Source organism: Kitasatospora sp. MY 5-36 (assembly GCF_001182915.1).
Taxonomy (GTDB): domain Bacteria; phylum Actinomycetota; class Actinomycetes; order Streptomycetales; family Streptomycetaceae; genus Kitasatospora.
The window spans coordinates 1-14,457 of sequence record NZ_LFVW01000274.1 but is presented as its reverse complement, the minus strand read 5'-3'; the positions used below and the strand labels follow the sequence as shown (position 1 = coordinate 14,457).

Here is a 14,457-nt window from a genome sequence, read left to right as displayed (position 1 = left end):
CGCGGCGGCCCTGGCCGTCGCCCTCCTGGGCGGCCTGTGGGGGCTGGGGTTCCTCCACCTCCCGAAGCCGGGGCACGAGCCGGGCGGCCCCGGAAAGCCGGCCGAGTGCGCCGCGCCCCGCCCCACCGACAAGCCGGGCTACCCGGCGCTCTGCGCGGCGCTCAACCGCCCCGACCTCCCGGCCCTGCTGGGCACGCCCGAGGACCGCGTCACCGTCGCGCAGCCGGCGCCGATCACCTTCGGCACGGACGTCATGGCGGAGGTGCGGCTCACCCACACCGTCGTGAGCCTGCTGGACAGCAGCACCTCGCTCGAGGACACGCGCGACATGCGGCGGGTCTACACCTGGCCGGCCACCGTCCTCGGCCACCCCGCCGCGACCTACTGGTCCAACGCGACATCGGTCATCCCCGGCGGGAAGCTCGGCCCCGCCACGCGGAACATCGTCGTCGCCCAGGACCCGGCGGCACCCGGCGGACGGGCCTTCGAGGTCGTCGTCTTCCGCGACGACGGCCTGACGCCCGACGAGGCGACCCTGACCCGGCTCGCCGAGACGGTGCTGCCCACCGTCCCGGGCTGGGTCCCGGCCCCGTAGCCGGACACGGCGGGCCTCCTTCCTCAGGCGTCTCCCTCGTCCTCGTCCTCGCCGTAGGGCGGGATGGTCCAGCGCAGGACCGTCCCGCCCGCCCCGTCGGCTTCGAGGGTCACCGGGAAGGCCTGGCCCCAGTCCCGCCCGCCGTGGTGCCGGACCGCGTGGTCGCCCTGGCACCAGTCGATCCCGAGCACCTGGCAGCCGCCGACCTCGATCGCGCCCACGTGCAGCGGGTGGTGCAGGCCGGCCCGCCGGAAGGTGAAGTAGTCGACGTGCTTCTCCACCATGGTGGCCACTCCCCTGCCGGGCAGGCCGCCCCGCCAGGTGCCGATCTCGGCCTCCAGCGCGACCGCCTCCGCCACCGGGAGGTCAAGCCACCCGTACGGGCCCCCGTCACCCTCGTACGAGCGCATCCGCTCGCCACCGAACCGCTCGTGCGCCTCCTGCTGGTACCGGCCCCAGTAGGAGAGGTCGGCGAGCCCGTCGGCCGGTTCGTCGTCCAGGCTCGTCCACGCGTCCAGCCCGACGGCGTCGCCGACCACCATGCCGCTCCGGTCGACCGGCAGGTCCCCGAGCAGCACCGGGCCCTCCGCACCTTCCGGCCAGGGCAGGCCGAGGGCGATCTCCAGCGTCGCGATCGTCGGCTCCTCGTCGAAGGCCGAGGGCTCGGTGGTGGCCCGCACCGCCAGCGGCCGGTCGGCGGCGGCCGGGACGGCGACCGCCTCGCACTCCTCGTCCCGCAGGTGACCGCCTCCCGTCTTCGCCGCCGCCGCGGCCCGCACCGGCAACGGATCCCCGAGCTCCCGCCAGTAGTCGATCCAGGTGGCCATGCCGAGCACCACCACCCCGGAGGGCGCGGTGACGAATCCCAGGTCAACGAAGGTTTCGGGCATCCGTCGATTATCTCCGGGCAGGACGTCGCCCCGTCGCCTAGCCTGGCCCGGTGAATCTCGACGATCTCGCCTGGCAGCGGCAGTTCGACGGCGGGATAGAGCCCGCCATGGCGGAATACCTGGCCCGACAGGGGCAGTTGGAGTTGCTGATCGAGACCGCACGGGACCGCGGTGAGTGGTTCTGCGCCGAGGTGGCGGTCGGTGAGCTGTGCGAGGCGGGGGAGTTCGAACGGGCCCTGACGGTCCTGGAGCCGTTCGTCGCGGTCGGCTGGCCGTTCGCCGTACGGGAGTCCGCCACGATCCTGGTCCGGCAGGGCCGGATCGAGGAGGGGCTGGCGCTGGTGCGTCCGGACGCGGCCGGCCTGGAGTCGGCGTTCGACTGCCGCTGGTTCGCCGGGGCGCTGGTGGAGGCCGGGCGGGTGGACGAGGCCATCGAGGTACTCGCGCCCCACCTCGGGGAGCCCTGGATCCTGGAGTCCCTGGTCGATCTGACCAGGGGGGAGAACCGTGACGCCCTCGTCCTGGAACTGCTCGCCCCGTGCGCCGAGCGGGCCCTGGGCGGCGCGGCGGACTGCCGGTGCTCCGCGGCCGGGGGTCGGCGCGAGTGCCGGCACCAGCCGTCGGAGGTGCTGGTGAAGTACAGCCGGGTCCTGGAGCGCATGGGCCGGGCGGACGAGGCGATCCGGCGGCTGGGCCCGGTCCTGCCCGCCGTCCCGGGCGTCGCCTGGCGGTACGCGGAACTCCTCGCCGACCAGGGCCGGTTCGAGCAGCTGCGCGAGCTGGCCACCGGCGAGCACGCGGGGCTCGCCCTGAACCAGTACGCGAAGGCGCTGGAGGAGCAGGGCGAGCTCCGGGAGGCCGAAGCCGTCCTGCACGAGGCCCTGGCAACAGACGCCGAGTACACTCGCCGACGCCTCATGGCCTTCCTGGCCCGCCAGGGACGCCTCGACGAGGTCGTCGACGTCGGACGGCCCACGTACGAGGACGCCGAAGGGAGCCTCCTCCACGAGGCGATCGACCTGCTGATCAGGGCGGGCAGCCCGGAGCGCGCGCTGGAGCTCGTGGACAGCCTCGGCGCCGCGTACGTCGAGGCGCATGCCGACGTCCTGGGCTACACCCGGCTGCGCCTGCTCGCGAAGGCCGGGCGCTACGCCGAGGGCATCGCGGGGGCGCGGGCCCTAAACGAGCGGGAGCCCGGCCAGTGGGACACCACGCTGGCCTGGCTGCTGGATCTGGACGGCCGGCCGGACGAGGCCCTCGACCTGCTCCGGTCGTCCACCGAGCGCGAGGCCCACCGGGCGATCGCCCAGATCCTGACCAGGCACGGCCACTACGCCGAGGCCGTCGCCGTCATCCCCACGGTGCCCGCCCAGCGCGAGGCCTGGGACCGGCGCTGAGGCAGGAGGCCGCCGACCGGCCGGCCCGAATAGTTCAGTGAGAGAAATATTCAGGTGGACGAAGGCGTTCCGGCAGGAGCAGGCGCGGGAGGTCCGCGCGAGGCTGGAAGGAGTGCGGCGCCGTGCGCGTGGAGATCTGGACCGACATCAACTGCCCCTGGTGCTACATCGGCAAGGCCCGGTTCGAGCAGGCGCTGGCGGCGTTCCCGCACCGCGAGGAGGTGGAGGTCGTCCACCGCTCCTTCGAGCTGGACCCGAGGGCGCCGCACGAGGCCCGTCCGGTCGTACCGCTGCTCGCCGCCAAGTACGGGATGAGCCTGGAGCAGGCCGAGGCGGCGGAGGCCCGGATCGCCGAGAACGCGCACGCCGAGGGCCTGCCGTACCTGCGCGAGGGGCGCGACGCGGCGAACTCCTTCGACATGCACCGGCTGCTGCACTTCGCCGAGGAGCACGGCCGGCAGGGGCAGCTGCTGGACGCGCTGTACCGGGCGAACTTCGCCGAGGAGCGGTCGGCCTTCGAGGAGGGCCGGCTGGTCGAGCTGGCGGTCGAGGCCGGGCTGGACGGCGAGGCGGCCGCGGCCGTCCTGGCCGACCCGGAGGCCTACGCGGAGGCGGTGCGCGAGGACGAGACCACGGCGAGCGCCATGGGGGCGACGGGCGTGCCGTTCTTCGTCCTGGACCGGCGCCTCGGCGTCTCGGGCGCCCAGCCCGCGGAAACGTTCACCCGTGCACTGGAGCAGGCCTGGGAGAGCCGGGTCGCCCTGCCGCTGACCCCGCTCGCGCCCAAGGAGTGAGGCGGGGCGGAGCAGGAAGTCGGCCGGGCCGACTTCCTGCTCACCCGGCTTGCCAGCGGTGGGCGTAGACGATGTGCAGGCTCGCCGGAACGCCCTTGGCCGCCCGCCCGGAGCCCCAGCCCTCGTGGTCGAGCTCGATGCAGTAGTGCTCGTCGGGGCGCCACCCGAAGCGCCATCCGGGGGCCTCGCGGGTGAACTCGTGGAGCTGGGAGCCCGACCAGCGGAAGGCCGTGGGGCTGCCGGTGACCACCAACGTGTGGGCGGCCCCGGAGAAGCGGAGCCGGTCCCGCCAACCGGCGAAGTGGTGGCGTTCGTAGTCGATCTCCTCCTCTGACGGGAAGTCCGTCACCGGCAGGTCGACGGTGTGCGGCGTCCCGGCGCCGAGCCGCGCCCGGACCTCCTTCCAGCGCGACGCGGGGAAGCCCAGGCTGTGGTGGACCAGCAGCAGGTCCAGCCGGTCCTCGGACGGGACGTCGCCCAGCCCGGCCGGACCGGCGTTGGCCCGCAGCGGCAGGTGCACCAGGGAGCGCCGGGAGCGGGCCGCCAGGGCCCAGGCGGTGGCCAGGTCCTCGGCGCCCTGCCGGTCGAGGTGCAGGTGCATGTACGTGCTGCTCGGGCCGGCGTGGAGGAAGGCCCCGGTGGGCGGCCGGGCCGGGGTGACCACCCGGTACTCGTCCCGGCCGAGCCGCACCCGGTGGATCTTCGTTCGCAGTCTCACCGGGTCTTCGTACCGGAGACCGGCCCGGGCTGTCCTTCGGTTTTCCTCCGGCCGGAGCCGCGCGGCGCTGCTCCGCCACGAGCCAGGCACCCCGGGGTGTCCTTGAGGGATCCGGCTCCCTGCCCGGCCGGAGCCGCCCCGCGCGACAGTTCCGAAACATTCAACCCCCGTGTGTAAAAAGACCATTGAGGCTGCCTCGCCGTCTGGCACACACTGTGCACCGACGCCCTTCCGGGGGCGGGGTCATGACACACCAGGGGGTAGGGGCATGATCGACAAGGACACCGTCCTCAACCACCGGTACCGGCTGCTGGAGCAGCTCGGCCGTGGCGGGATGGGGACGGTCTGGCGCGCCCGGGACGCCGTCACGGAACAGGACATCGCCGTCAAGGTGCTCAACCCGGGCCTGCTGGAGGATCCGACCGCCTCCGAGCGTTTCCGCCGGGAGGCGAAGGCCGTCACCGGAATCGGCCACCCGGGCGTCGTGGGCGTCCACGACTACGGGGAGAGCGGCACGGAGAGCACCGACAGTACGGACAGTACGGAGGGCAACGGCGCGGACGGCACCGACGGCCCGAAGGGCGCCGACAGCCCGAAGGGCGCCGACACCGGCCCGCGCTACGCCTACATCGTGATGGACCTGGTCGAGGGCCGGCCGCTCAGCGCGGTGCAGAAGGACGAAGGGCCGATGCCGCCCGAGCGGGCCCTGGCCATGGTGGCCACCGCACTGGACGCCCTCCAGGCCGTCCACCAGTCCGCCATCGTCCACCGCGACGTCAAACCGTCCAACCTGCTGGTGCGCGAGGACGGCGCCGTGCTCGTCGCCGACTTCGGCCTCGCCCTGGCGATCGCCGACTCCAAACTCACCACGTCGAACGGATTCATCGGCACCGCCTCCTACGCCTCCCCCGAACAGGTCGACCCTTCTCCCGACAACCCCGTCACACCCGCCGCCGACCTCTACTCGATGGGGGTCGTCTGTTACGAACTACTGGTCGGGAAGCTGCCGTTCGAGGGCGGACGCGCCATGCAGGTCGCGTACAAGCACGTCAACGAGCCGGCGCCGGAGCTGCCGGACACCTTCCCGCCGGCCGTCCGGGCGCTGGTCGCCAAGGCCCTGTCGAAGGCGCCGGAGGACCGGTACGAGAGCGCCGCCGAGATGGCGGCAGCGGCACGGGCGGCGGTCGGACTGCCGGCCGGGGACGCCGCACAGCGGCCGGTCAGGCTGTGGAAGAGCGCCCCGAGGACGGGCGGTGCGGGCCCCGCTCCGCGGAGCGAGCCGGTCCCCACGGCCGAACTGGTCGTGAAGGTGTCCCCGGTCGTCCAGGCGGACCCTCAGCAGACAGCCGAGCAGAGCCGCCGCCGCTCACGGCGGCGCCGCCTGCTGGTACCGGTGATCATCCCGGTCATCGTCTCGTTGGGTACGGCGGGCGCCCTGCTGGTCGACCGCAACCCGTTCAGCGCCGACGCCGCGCCCGGAAGCCGGTCGACCACCGCCGTGACCGCCCCGCCGCCCGGGGGCACCGGTGTCCCGGACACCGCTGCCCCCGTCGAGACCCCGGCCGCCACCCCGGCGGGCGATCAGCCGCCGGGGACCACCCCCGACCAGCAGACGCCGCAGCAGCAACGGCCCGTGCCGCCAGCCTCCTCCGGCGGCAACGGGGGCAACGGCGGCAACGGGGGTACGAACGCGGGCAACGGCGGAGGCGCGAACAGCGGCGGCACGACCGCCGGACAGAACGGAGGCACCCAGCCCCGCCAGACACCGGCCAACACCCCCGCCCCGCAACCCCCGGTGACCAACAACCCCGCCCCACAGCCTCCGCCGCAGAACTCCGCCGGCGGGACCACCGCACAGCCCGGCGGCGGCAGCACCCCACCACCGGAGTCCCCGGCCCGCCCGGCGGAGTGCGGCGGAACCAACTGGACGCGCATCATCAGCGTCCAGTCCGGCCTGCCGATCGGGCTGGCCAACGACAACCTGAACGCGAGCAACCCGGTCGTCCTGGGCGGCGCCACGCAGTACGGCTGGGTCGTCAGCTACGACAACTGGAACGAGTACCACGCCTGCAACTCCGCAGGCTACCGCCTGATCAGGGGCGCCCCCTTCAACAACGCGGTGACCCTCGGCAACGGCCTCGACTTCGCGTACCGGTGGACCGTACAGCCCGCCGCCTCGGGCGGGTACACCCTGGGCGACGGCACCAACTGCATGACCGCCGGCGCGCGGGGCAAGCCCATCACCATGACCACCTGCACCGACGACCTCGCGAGCCAGCTGTGGAAGTTCCAATGACCGCAGGGGTGTCCACGCGCCCGCACGGCCTCACATCCGGAATTCATGGTCCGCACCCGGGAGCCCGGCTGTCCATCACCTCGCCGTCAGGGGACCGGAAGGCCTCCCGAGCGGGCGGCGAGCCAGGCGGCGGCACGCTCTCGTTCCTCGCGGTCGGAGAAACGACCGTCGTGACGCGCGATCCACGCCAGGTGTCGCAGGACGTTCTCCGAGCGGTCCGGGTCGCGCACCGCGAGCACGTCGATGCCGGTCTCGCCCGTCGAGGCGCCGACGTACACGCTGCCGTCCAGGGCCATCATGCCGAAGCCCGGGTGGCCCGAGTGCACGCCGAGGAACGCCGATGCCGCGCCTCGGCCCATGATGTCCCAGCGGTCCAGGAGCCGGACCCGGGTCCACTGCGCCGGTGCACGGGTGCGGCCGTGCCGGGTGGCTCCGGGGTGCTCCGGGCGCTCAGTCGTAGAAGAACTGGCGGAGGTCCTCGACCGAGCCCGGGCCGAAGAGGAAGGCCTCGCATCCGGCGAGCGCCCGGGGCGGTGGCGGCCCGTCGGCGGGTAGCCGCCGCAGCCAGGCCTCGCCCTGCTCCCCCACCGCGTGGACGGCGGAGAGCAGTTCGGCCATCCCCGCCGGGCGGGGCGGGGCCGCTCCGGTGACGGGGGCGAGCTCCCACCCACCGGCCCGGGCGGCGAGCCGCACCGCGCCCGCCCAGGTGGCGATGCGGCAGAGGCGGTTGCGCAGGGGGAGTTCGACGGACGGGTCCAGGTACCCGAGTCCGACGGTCGCGGCGGCGAGGTCGTCCATCACCCGGCGCTCGACGGGGGTGCGGATCCAGTGGCCCTCCTGGGCGTCCTCGATGGCGGCGCCCCACCACTCCCAGGCGCTGTCGAGGCGGGCCGCTGCCTCGGCCTCGGCCGCTGTCCGCGAGGGAGGACCCGGCCGGGACGCCTGCGGCCGGTACAGGTGGAACAGTTCCGGATCACCCTCGTCGAGGCCCTGGACGAGGCCGACCGGCTGCCACCCGGCCCGGTGCAGGAGCCGTCGCATCGGCTGGTTGGAGACGTTGGTCGAGGTGAACAGCTTCGGGGTCTCGCAGGAGGCCGCCGCGGCGTCCAGCAGCCGGCGGCCGACGCCCCTGCCGCGCGCGGCGGGCGAGACCATCAGCATCGTGACGAAGCCCTGCTCGAAGAACGTGTACTCGGTGACGCAGTAGCCGAGGAGCCCGGACGCGTCTTCGGCCACGAGCACCGGGCCCGGGGCCTGCCGGCACCACCGCCGGATGCTCGCCGCCCGCTCCTCGTCGCCTTCGAGGGCGACCGAGTCGATGCCGGTCAGCGCGTCCGCGTCCGCGTCGGTGCCGCGCCGAACGACGAAGTCGCCGAAGTCGCCGAAGTCCACTGTGTCCATGGGGACATGCTGCCAGGTGGCTCCGGTACGAACCTCTACTGCGGCCCCGCTCCTCCGTAAACGACCCGGGGGTGCAACCGGGTCGCCTGCCAGGGCGAGTTACGGCCGGCGGCCTCGCGGTAGGCGACGCGCTGGACGGCGAAGAGCAGGCGGTAGAGGTTGAGGGCGGTGTCGGAGTCGTCGGCGGCGAAGCCGAGGTCGTGGACGAAGGTCTCGAGCTTGGGCCAGTCGAAGTCGTCGGGGACGGGCGGGGCGACGGCGACGCCGAACAGCGCGTTGAAGGCCGCGGCGACGGCGTAGTGGGAGGCGGCGAGGGCGTTGAGGACGTCGGGGTCGGCGGCCGGGTCGAGGACGGGGTCGGGCACGTCAGGTCTCCTCTTGGTCGGGCCTTGCAAGCTTGAGCGTGGTGACGACGCCCAGGGCGACGGTGGCGAACGCCAGGGCGAGGAAGGAGAGGAAGGCGGCGGCGATCAGGAACCGCACGAGCGCTCGCGGTCGGCGTCGAAGAGGAGGGTGAGGAGGTTCATCAGCGTCGAGGCGGGCGCCGTGTTGAAGGCGACCAGGACGCGGCCGTCCATGGTCGTGTCCGTGGTGGCGGAGGGGAAGATCAGGCCGAACGCGCGGCCGCGCTCCTGGAGTTCGGCGAGGAGGATGCGGACCTGGTCCTCGGTGTAGCCCCGGATGCGGGGGTCGGTGGGCTGCATGGGGAAGCGGCGGCGGTTCACGCGGAGGCCTCCAGTTCGAACCAGACGACCTTGCCCGTCTTGCGGGGCTCGGCGCCGAGGCGGTGGGTGAGGGCACGGACGAGGAAGAGGCCCCGGCCGGAGGAGGCGAGCGGGTCCGTGGGGAGGTGGACGGTGGGGAAGATCGGGTTGTTGTCCGCGACCGAGACCCGCAGACGGTGGCCGGTGAGGGCCAGCACGACCACGGGGGCAAGGGTGCCCCCGTGCCGCCAGGCGTTGACGAAGACTTCGTGGAGGGCGAGTTCGGCGTCGGAGATGACGGACGGTCGCCACCCGGCCGAGACGAGGAGGTCGGAGAGCTCGGAACGAGCGGTGGACCAGTCCGGAAGGTTGCAGGCACGCATGAGAGACCCCAAGGGAGGAAGAGGGGAATCGACGAAGCAGACACTCCGTCATGTGATCGGTGCAACACTGAGAGTAGGACCGTCGGTCACACGCGTGCAACCTGATCGCCGAGATGTCTCCCCCAACTTGGCTAAGCTCACTCGTGTGGGTGGAGACTGGCCCGACACGGAAGGAACCCCCCTTGGCACTCAGGACCCAAATCAGCGAGCGACAGCGGCGGTTCGGCGCTGAGCTGAGAAGGTTGCGCGAGGCCGCAGGCCTGGCGGTCAAGGACGCCGGCGCCCTCATCGGCATCGCGGGCCCGCAGCTGAGCCACATCGAGGCAGCTCGAACGGCGCTCGACCCGGAGCGACTCTCGGTCTTGCTCGAAGGCTACGGGTGCACGGATGAGACCTACATCGCGCTGCTGCACGCTCTCGGAGCCAGCAACGGCAAAGGCTGGTGGAGCACCTACAAGGGCCGGGTGCCCGACCTGTCGCTCGACCTGGCCGAACTCGAAGACCGAACTGTCACTCTGCGCAACTTCGAGACTCTGTACGTTCCCGGGCTGCTCCAACTACCTGAATACGCCGAGGCCATCTACAAGGACGCCTACCGCAACGGGCATTGGGATCTGGCGACGGCCATCCAGTTCCGCATGGACCGCCAGCGGATCCTGGAGAACGAAGAGCAGAGACAGTTCCGATTCGTCATCCATGAAGCAGCTCTGCGGATGCTCTTCCCTGGCGTGGAAGTCATGCGGGCCCAGCTGGACCACCTGCTGAACATGGCCGAACGCCCCAACGTCACCATTCAGGTCCTCCCCTTCACAGCTACGAGGAAGCCTCCTCAGTCAGGCCCCTTCGTGCTGTGCGACCCCGGATGCCTTGACCTCGCAACCATCCTGCTGGATGTACCCGGGCGAGCCGAGCACCAGAGCGACCCTGAGAGCATTGCGGCGTACGAATGGAAGTTCCAACAGCTGAGCGAGATCGCACTGCCGGCCGTCGACGTGGCGGCTTCCGCCAACTCGCGAAACTCGTGGGGGCTTCTTCAACATCTCCTCTACACCCTACAAACATGAGAGGCGCCTCGGATGGCTGGATTCTCCTGGCAGAAGTCATCGTTCAGTGGCGGCGATGCCGGCAATTCCTGTCTGGAACTGGCCCACGGCGCCGACAACCTCTGCTACCTCCGTGAGTCGGACGACCCCTCCGTGATCGTCACCACCTCGACCACCAAGCTCCGCGCCTTCCTCCTCAGCGCCAAGGCCGGCGAGTTCGACCACCTCATCTGAACCACGCGACGAGGGCGGGATGGCCACCTGGCCATCCCGCCCTCGTGTCTACCGCCTCACTTGCCCGCCAGCGGCTCCATCAGGAAGCCCCGGCGTGCCGACATCGACTCACTGTCGGCACACCAAGTCGGCCCGTACACATCCGCGTCCGGATCGGGAACCGCCTGCTCCTGCCGCCACCACGCGACCAAGTCCACAAACCGAGGATTGATCCACTCCATCGGAAAACCTCCCGTCCAGTACCGCCAGCGTACGCGTTCGCTACAGTCCAGCAGGCTTGGTGCAGGGCTTCTCCGGCTTCTTCATGGGTTTGATCGAACAGCTCGGCGCATGCTGGCAGTTCGCCGCGACCGACCCCAGATCCTCATCACCTGGCGCCCGCCACAGCTCCTCATCAACATCGAACCCCGCAGCCTTGATGGCTTCCTGGGTCCGTTCCAGAATGTCGGGGTCGAAGTTGTCCGGGTCGAACCCGGGACTGTGATGGACGAACCGCCCGAACCGCCCGCACAGCTCCGCATACACCTTGGTGTGAAGGACCAGGGCGTGCCAGCCCTCGTCAACGATCCGGCTCGGTGCCATCGCCTGTGTCGGGCGGAGCGCACCCGTAACAACGAATGCGACCGCCTCGCGGACGATCCGCTGTGCCATGGTCAGTGCCATACCGTCGTTGTTGCCGAGCACCGTGGCCACCACGGAATCCAACGTCGCCTTGTCCAGAACGGGTACGACCGGGTGCGTCGGGCCAGAATCCAGCACTGCCGACGACCGAGGCAAAGCAGCGAGTACAGGACTGGTCATCTTCGGTTTCTCCTCACACCGTGAGTCTCATAGGTCGAAGCCCAAGCACCTCACCACTGACCAGCGAGGCAACACCAGGATTCGCCCGAACCATGGACGAAGGAACTTCGCACGAAGGACACTTCGGAACGTCCCCGATGGGATAGAACGTCCCTCAAGGGCCCTACGCCCACGAGGAGACGGACACCATGCCCAACGACAGGCTGAAAGCCACCATGGCATCAGGAGGTTGGACCTACGCAGAGCTGGCCGCACAAGCCGGCGTCGACGCCAAGTCCGTCGAACGCTGGGCCAATCTCAACCGCACCCCCCGCCTACGGGCGGCCCGCCTGGCCGCCGACGCCCTCGGCGAGGACCTGTTCGCGCTCTGGCCGAGTCTGCGACAACCCCGTACCACGCGGGCCGTCAGCCCTGAACTCGTCGCCTTGTACGAGCAGCGCGCAGATGTACCCGTCTCGATGTTCGTCAACCTGCTCGACAGGGCCACCCGGCAGGTTGACGTACTCGTCTACGCGGCTGTTTTCCTCCACGAGGCCTACCCGCGGCTGAATGAACTGCTGCGTGAGCGCTCCGCACAGGGCTGCACAATCCGGATCGCAATCGGCAACCCGGACAGCGACGCCGTGGGGCAGCGGGGTGGGGAGGAGAAGTTCGGCCATGGGATTGAGTCCCGGTGCAGGATCGCCCGCATGCACTACCGCCCGCTCGTCGGTACCCCGGGCATCGAGATCCGTATGCATGGCACAACGCTCTACAACAGCCTCTATCGTGCTGACGACCAGCTGCTGGTGAACTCACACCTATGGGGCATGAACGCGTTCAGCGCTCCGGTGTGGCACCTTCGTCGAGCACCTGGAGGCTCGCTGTTCGACAACTACGTTTCGAGCTTCGAGGCTGTGTGGAGCACAGCAGAACCGGTGGAGGCGACCTGACCATGGCACGCACCGAGTACTACGACGACCCCGACGCCCCCAAGCCGAACCGACTCGTGGTCGCGGCCTCCGCCGTCGTGACCGACGACGCCGGTCGCATCCTCCTCCAACGCCGCACCGACAACGGGCTCTACGCACTCCCCGGTGGAACCATGGACCTCGGTGAATCCCTCCCGGACACGGCCGTGCGCGAGGTGTTCGAGGAGACCGGTCTCACGGTCGAGATCACTGGTCTCGTCGGCACCTACACCGACCCCCGCCACGTCATCGCCTACTCCGACGGCGAGGTCCGCCAGCAGTTCAACATCTGCTTCACCGCCCGCATCACCGGCGGCCGGCTCCAGATCTCCGACGAGTCCACCGACCTCCGGTTCGTCGCCCCGGACGACCTCGACGCGCTTCCCCTCCACCACACCCAGCGCCTCCGTCTCCAGCACTTCCTGGAGCACCGGACCACGCCCCACCTCGGCTGAACCACTGACCCTCCCTGCCCGCTCATTGGCCCCCAACGAGCGGGCGGGGTCTTGTCCACCCCGCCGTTGCTCAGGCGACGGCGCGACCGAGGTGGGCGGCCAGGCGGTCGAGGGCGGTCGCGTCGTGGGGCGCGGGCCGGGGCGGGGCGAAGGAGCCGCCTTCCGTCCGCGGCAGGCCCGCGTAGATCTCCCGCACCACGGGCATGGCCACCGTCGCAATGTCCGGGACCAGGTCGCGCGGGTGTCCGATGGCTTCGGCCAAGTCCCAACCGTGGACCAGCATTTCGATGACCAGCTGCTCGACGAGACGTCGACCCGGCGCCGGCCCGTACCGCCGGTCGAGCATGCCGGGCCGGCGAAAGGCCGTGAGCGTCCGCTGGGCGGCGGTCCGGAACGCCGCGACATGATCACCGCCCAGGTGATCCGCGGCGGCATCGGGCCGGGGCCTCCCGTCCGCCAGGCCGGCCCACATCAGGTTCTCCCAGACCAGGTGGTCCAGCAAGGCGCGGACGTCCCAGTCGGCGCACGGCGTCGGCCCGTCGAGACCGCTCGGGTCGACGGCGCTGACGAGGTCACCCACGGCCTGGAGGACTCGCTCGCAGGCGGCGATCAGACCCACCGGCTCCCAGGCCTCGGCTCCGGAGTCGTACAGCGCGTCGAGTTCGGCGGCGCGGCGTCCGGGTTCGGGATTGGCACGCAGGGCGGTCTTCAGCCAGTTGCCCGCCGTCTCCAGACTCGGCCGCGCCGGTTGGCCGTTGATGAGGCAGAGCAGCTGCCAGTACCGCTCGACGCACGGGACGGAGACGATGCCGAGTTGTTCGAGCAGCAGGCTCCGGGCCGGCGCGCCGTCGGTGCGGACCCCGTCGACGGTCCGCGCCTGGGAGGGGAGCCACTTCTCGACGACGGCCGCGACAACGGGTTCCGCCGCGGGCGAGTCCGGCGCGATCCCGTCCCGGACGGCCTCGTCCACCCGCCCCGTCCAGTAGTCGGTGACCCGCCGTGCCTCCTGGAGTGTGGCGTCATCGTGCTCGCCGGGGGCGTGTTCGGCCGCGTACTGCGCCATGCGCCGCATCGCGGCCCGCAGTTCGGGATCGGCCACCAGCTCGCCCAGTTCGATCCAGGCGTCGACCTGCGCGTCCGTGGGGTCGTCGGGCAGCTCCGGGGTGGCGGCCAGCAGGCCGCTGCGGTAGGTCGGTACGTCCAGGCCGGCGAGCGTCCCGGTCACGAACTCGTGGATGGTCTTCCGGCGTTCGGCAGCGGACAGTCGGGCGGTGCGGTTCATGAAGGCGAGTCCTTCGGCAGTGGTTTCGCGACGGGCGGCGGAGCGCAGGACCGCCTGTTGCGCGCGCAGCAGGCGGATCCTCGTCTCCAGCACGTCGACGTGGACCGCGGCCACCTCCGCCAAGGTCTGCTCCCGGTCGAGGACTTCGCGGATAGCCGGCAGGCCGAGCCCGAGGTCCCGCAGCGTCCGTGCCAGCTCCAGGCGGGCCACGGACTCCGCGTCGTAGACCCGGTACCCGGCGGCCGTGCGTCGGGCCGGTGGCACGAGGCCCAGATCGGACCAGTGCCGGATGAGCTTCACCGACAGCCCGGTCTTCCCCGCGACCTCTCCGATGCTCCACAGCACCCTGTCGTCGACGTGCATGTGCCCCACCCTCGGCTCTCCCACGATGGGAGAGTCAACCAGCCGGGAGCTCTGGCCTACCGCGCGCGTTGACCGTCGCTCCGCCCCGCAGCCGGCCCGGAAACGCAAAGAGGCCCGGAAAACGCGAAGAACCCCCATCCGGGACCCGGAT

General features: G+C 71.3%; 18 protein-coding genes. 8 read left to right on the top strand and 10 right to left on the bottom strand.

Going from position 1 to position 14,457, the window contains the following annotated elements; all coding sequences use genetic code 11:
- Window positions 1–595, top strand: a 595-nt coding sequence (locus tag AE652_RS19255) for a DUF6215 domain-containing protein (RefSeq protein WP_049653147.1), incomplete at its 5' end; no start/stop codon positions are given.
- A gap of 23 nt (window positions 596–618) precedes the next feature.
- On the opposite strand, the gene AE652_RS44080 is transcribed toward AE652_RS19255, so the two are convergent.
- On the bottom strand, window positions 619–1,485 hold the full coding sequence (locus AE652_RS44080) for a hypothetical protein (RefSeq protein WP_049653146.1): 867 nt from the start codon (window positions 1,483–1,485) through the stop codon (window positions 619–621).
- Window positions 1,486–1,535: 50 nt separating this feature from the next.
- On the opposite strand from AE652_RS44080, the gene AE652_RS19245 reads away from it, so the two are divergent.
- Complete coding sequence (locus tag AE652_RS19245) at window positions 1,536–2,882, top strand: tetratricopeptide repeat protein (RefSeq protein WP_159028488.1); 1,347 nt, start codon at window positions 1,536–1,538, stop codon at window positions 2,880–2,882.
- A gap of 122 nt (window positions 2,883–3,004) precedes the next feature.
- The gene (locus AE652_RS19240) at window positions 3,005–3,676 is read left to right on the top strand and encodes a DsbA family oxidoreductase (RefSeq protein WP_049653142.1); all 672 of its coding nucleotides are present in this window, start codon (window positions 3,005–3,007) and stop codon (window positions 3,674–3,676) included.
- Between the two features lie 40 nt (window positions 3,677–3,716).
- Here the strand turns inward: AE652_RS19240 and AE652_RS19235 are convergent, their stop codons facing one another.
- Entirely contained in the window at window positions 3,717–4,394 is a 678-nt protein-coding gene (locus tag AE652_RS19235; protein WP_049653141.1) for a hypothetical protein, read from the bottom strand.
- A 268-nt stretch (window positions 4,395–4,662) separates the two neighbouring features.
- On the opposite strand from AE652_RS19235, the gene AE652_RS19230 reads away from it, so the two are divergent.
- Window positions 4,663–6,690 carry a serine/threonine-protein kinase gene (locus AE652_RS19230; protein ID WP_049653139.1) on the top strand — a complete coding sequence of 676 codons (2,028 nt, stop codon included), beginning with the start codon at window positions 4,663–4,665 and terminating at the stop codon, window positions 6,688–6,690.
- Between the two features lie 86 nt (window positions 6,691–6,776).
- Here the strand turns inward: AE652_RS19230 and AE652_RS19225 are convergent, their stop codons facing one another.
- The 5 genes from AE652_RS19225 to AE652_RS19200 form a co-directional block, all read right to left on the bottom strand.
- On the bottom strand, window positions 6,777–7,049 hold the full coding sequence (locus AE652_RS19225) for a hypothetical protein (RefSeq protein WP_053112127.1): 273 nt from the start codon (window positions 7,047–7,049) through the stop codon (window positions 6,777–6,779).
- A gap of 91 nt (window positions 7,050–7,140) precedes the next feature.
- Window positions 7,141–8,091 carry a GNAT family N-acetyltransferase gene (locus AE652_RS49240; protein WP_304414268.1) on the bottom strand — a complete coding sequence of 317 codons (951 nt, stop codon included), beginning with the start codon at window positions 8,089–8,091 and terminating at the stop codon, window positions 7,141–7,143.
- A 35-nt stretch (window positions 8,092–8,126) separates the two neighbouring features.
- Entirely contained in the window at window positions 8,127–8,456 is a 330-nt protein-coding gene (locus tag AE652_RS19210) for a hypothetical protein (protein ID WP_049653137.1), read from the bottom strand.
- Between the two features lie 105 nt (window positions 8,457–8,561).
- On the bottom strand, window positions 8,562–8,816 hold the full coding sequence (locus AE652_RS19205) for a hypothetical protein (RefSeq protein WP_049653135.1): 255 nt from the start codon (window positions 8,814–8,816) through the stop codon (window positions 8,562–8,564).
- Complete coding sequence (locus tag AE652_RS19200) at window positions 8,813–9,178, bottom strand: ATP-binding protein (RefSeq protein WP_049653134.1); 366 nt, start codon at window positions 9,176–9,178, stop codon at window positions 8,813–8,815. Before AE652_RS19200 ends, AE652_RS19205 begins: the two co-directional genes overlap by 4 nt.
- Window positions 9,179–9,360: 182 nt before the next feature.
- On the opposite strand from AE652_RS19200, the gene AE652_RS19195 reads away from it, so the two are divergent.
- Both AE652_RS19195 and AE652_RS19190 read left to right on the top strand, forming a co-directional pair.
- Window positions 9,361–10,242 (top strand): helix-turn-helix transcriptional regulator, encoded by an 882-nt coding sequence (locus AE652_RS19195; protein ID WP_049653131.1) that lies wholly within the window; start codon window positions 9,361–9,363, stop codon window positions 10,240–10,242.
- A 12-nt stretch (window positions 10,243–10,254) separates the two neighbouring features.
- On the top strand, window positions 10,255–10,455 hold the full coding sequence (locus tag AE652_RS19190; RefSeq protein WP_049653129.1) for a DUF397 domain-containing protein: 201 nt from the start codon (window positions 10,255–10,257) through the stop codon (window positions 10,453–10,455).
- 56 nt (window positions 10,456–10,511) lie between these two features.
- Here AE652_RS19190 and AE652_RS46440 read toward each other — a convergent pair whose 3' ends face one another.
- Both AE652_RS46440 and AE652_RS19185 read right to left on the bottom strand, forming a co-directional pair.
- Window positions 10,512–10,676 carry a hypothetical protein gene (locus AE652_RS46440; protein ID WP_159028487.1) on the bottom strand — a complete coding sequence of 55 codons (165 nt, stop codon included), beginning with the start codon at window positions 10,674–10,676 and terminating at the stop codon, window positions 10,512–10,514.
- A gap of 40 nt (window positions 10,677–10,716) precedes the next feature.
- Complete coding sequence (locus AE652_RS19185) at window positions 10,717–11,256, bottom strand: hypothetical protein (RefSeq protein ID WP_234348442.1); 540 nt, start codon at window positions 11,254–11,256, stop codon at window positions 10,717–10,719.
- 188 nt (window positions 11,257–11,444) lie between these two features.
- On the opposite strand from AE652_RS19185, the gene AE652_RS19180 reads away from it, so the two are divergent.
- Window positions 11,445–12,188, top strand: a complete 744-nt coding sequence (locus tag AE652_RS19180) for a hypothetical protein (RefSeq protein ID WP_049653125.1) — start codon at window positions 11,445–11,447, stop codon at window positions 12,186–12,188.
- Window positions 12,189–12,190: 2 nt separating this feature from the next.
- Entirely contained in the window at window positions 12,191–12,661 is a 471-nt protein-coding gene (locus tag AE652_RS19175; RefSeq protein WP_049653124.1) for an NUDIX domain-containing protein, read from the top strand.
- A 70-nt stretch (window positions 12,662–12,731) separates the two neighbouring features.
- Here AE652_RS19175 and AE652_RS19170 read toward each other — a convergent pair whose 3' ends face one another.
- The gene (locus AE652_RS19170; RefSeq protein WP_049653123.1) at window positions 12,732–14,306 is read right to left on the bottom strand and encodes a TIGR03086 family metal-binding protein; all 1,575 of its coding nucleotides are present in this window, start codon (window positions 14,304–14,306) and stop codon (window positions 12,732–12,734) included.
- Window positions 14,307–14,457 lie beyond the last annotated feature (151 nt).

What these genes read in the sequence shown, in the direction of transcription:
- AE652_RS19180 (WP_049653125.1), top strand. Translation starts at nt 11,445, where the DNA reads ATGCCCAACGACAGGCTGAAAGCCACCATGGCATCAGGAGGTTGGACC.
- AE652_RS19225 (WP_053112127.1), bottom strand. Translation starts at nt 7,049, where the DNA reads ATGGGCCGAGGCGCGGCATCGGCGTTCCTCGGCGTGCACTCGGGCCAC.
- AE652_RS19190 (WP_049653129.1), top strand. Translation starts at nt 10,255, where the DNA reads ATGGCTGGATTCTCCTGGCAGAAGTCATCGTTCAGTGGCGGCGATGCC.
- AE652_RS49240 (WP_304414268.1), bottom strand. Translation starts at nt 8,091, where the DNA reads ATGGACACAGTGGACTTCGGCGACTTCGGCGACTTCGTCGTTCGGCGC.
- AE652_RS19200 (WP_049653134.1), bottom strand. Translation starts at nt 9,178, where the DNA reads ATGCGTGCCTGCAACCTTCCGGACTGGTCCACCGCTCGTTCCGAGCTC.
- AE652_RS46440 (WP_159028487.1), bottom strand. Translation starts at nt 10,676, where the DNA reads ATGGAGTGGATCAATCCTCGGTTTGTGGACTTGGTCGCGTGGTGGCGG.
- AE652_RS19175 (WP_049653124.1), top strand. Translation starts at nt 12,191, where the DNA reads ATGGCACGCACCGAGTACTACGACGACCCCGACGCCCCCAAGCCGAAC.
- AE652_RS19230 (WP_049653139.1), top strand. Translation starts at nt 4,663, where the DNA reads ATGATCGACAAGGACACCGTCCTCAACCACCGGTACCGGCTGCTGGAG.
- AE652_RS44080 (WP_049653146.1), bottom strand. Translation starts at nt 1,485, where the DNA reads ATGCCCGAAACCTTCGTTGACCTGGGATTCGTCACCGCGCCCTCCGGG.
- AE652_RS19185 (WP_234348442.1), bottom strand. Translation starts at nt 11,256, where the DNA reads ATGACCAGTCCTGTACTCGCTGCTTTGCCTCGGTCGTCGGCAGTGCTG.
- AE652_RS19170 (WP_049653123.1), bottom strand. Translation starts at nt 14,306, where the DNA reads ATGCACGTCGACGACAGGGTGCTGTGGAGCATCGGAGAGGTCGCGGGG.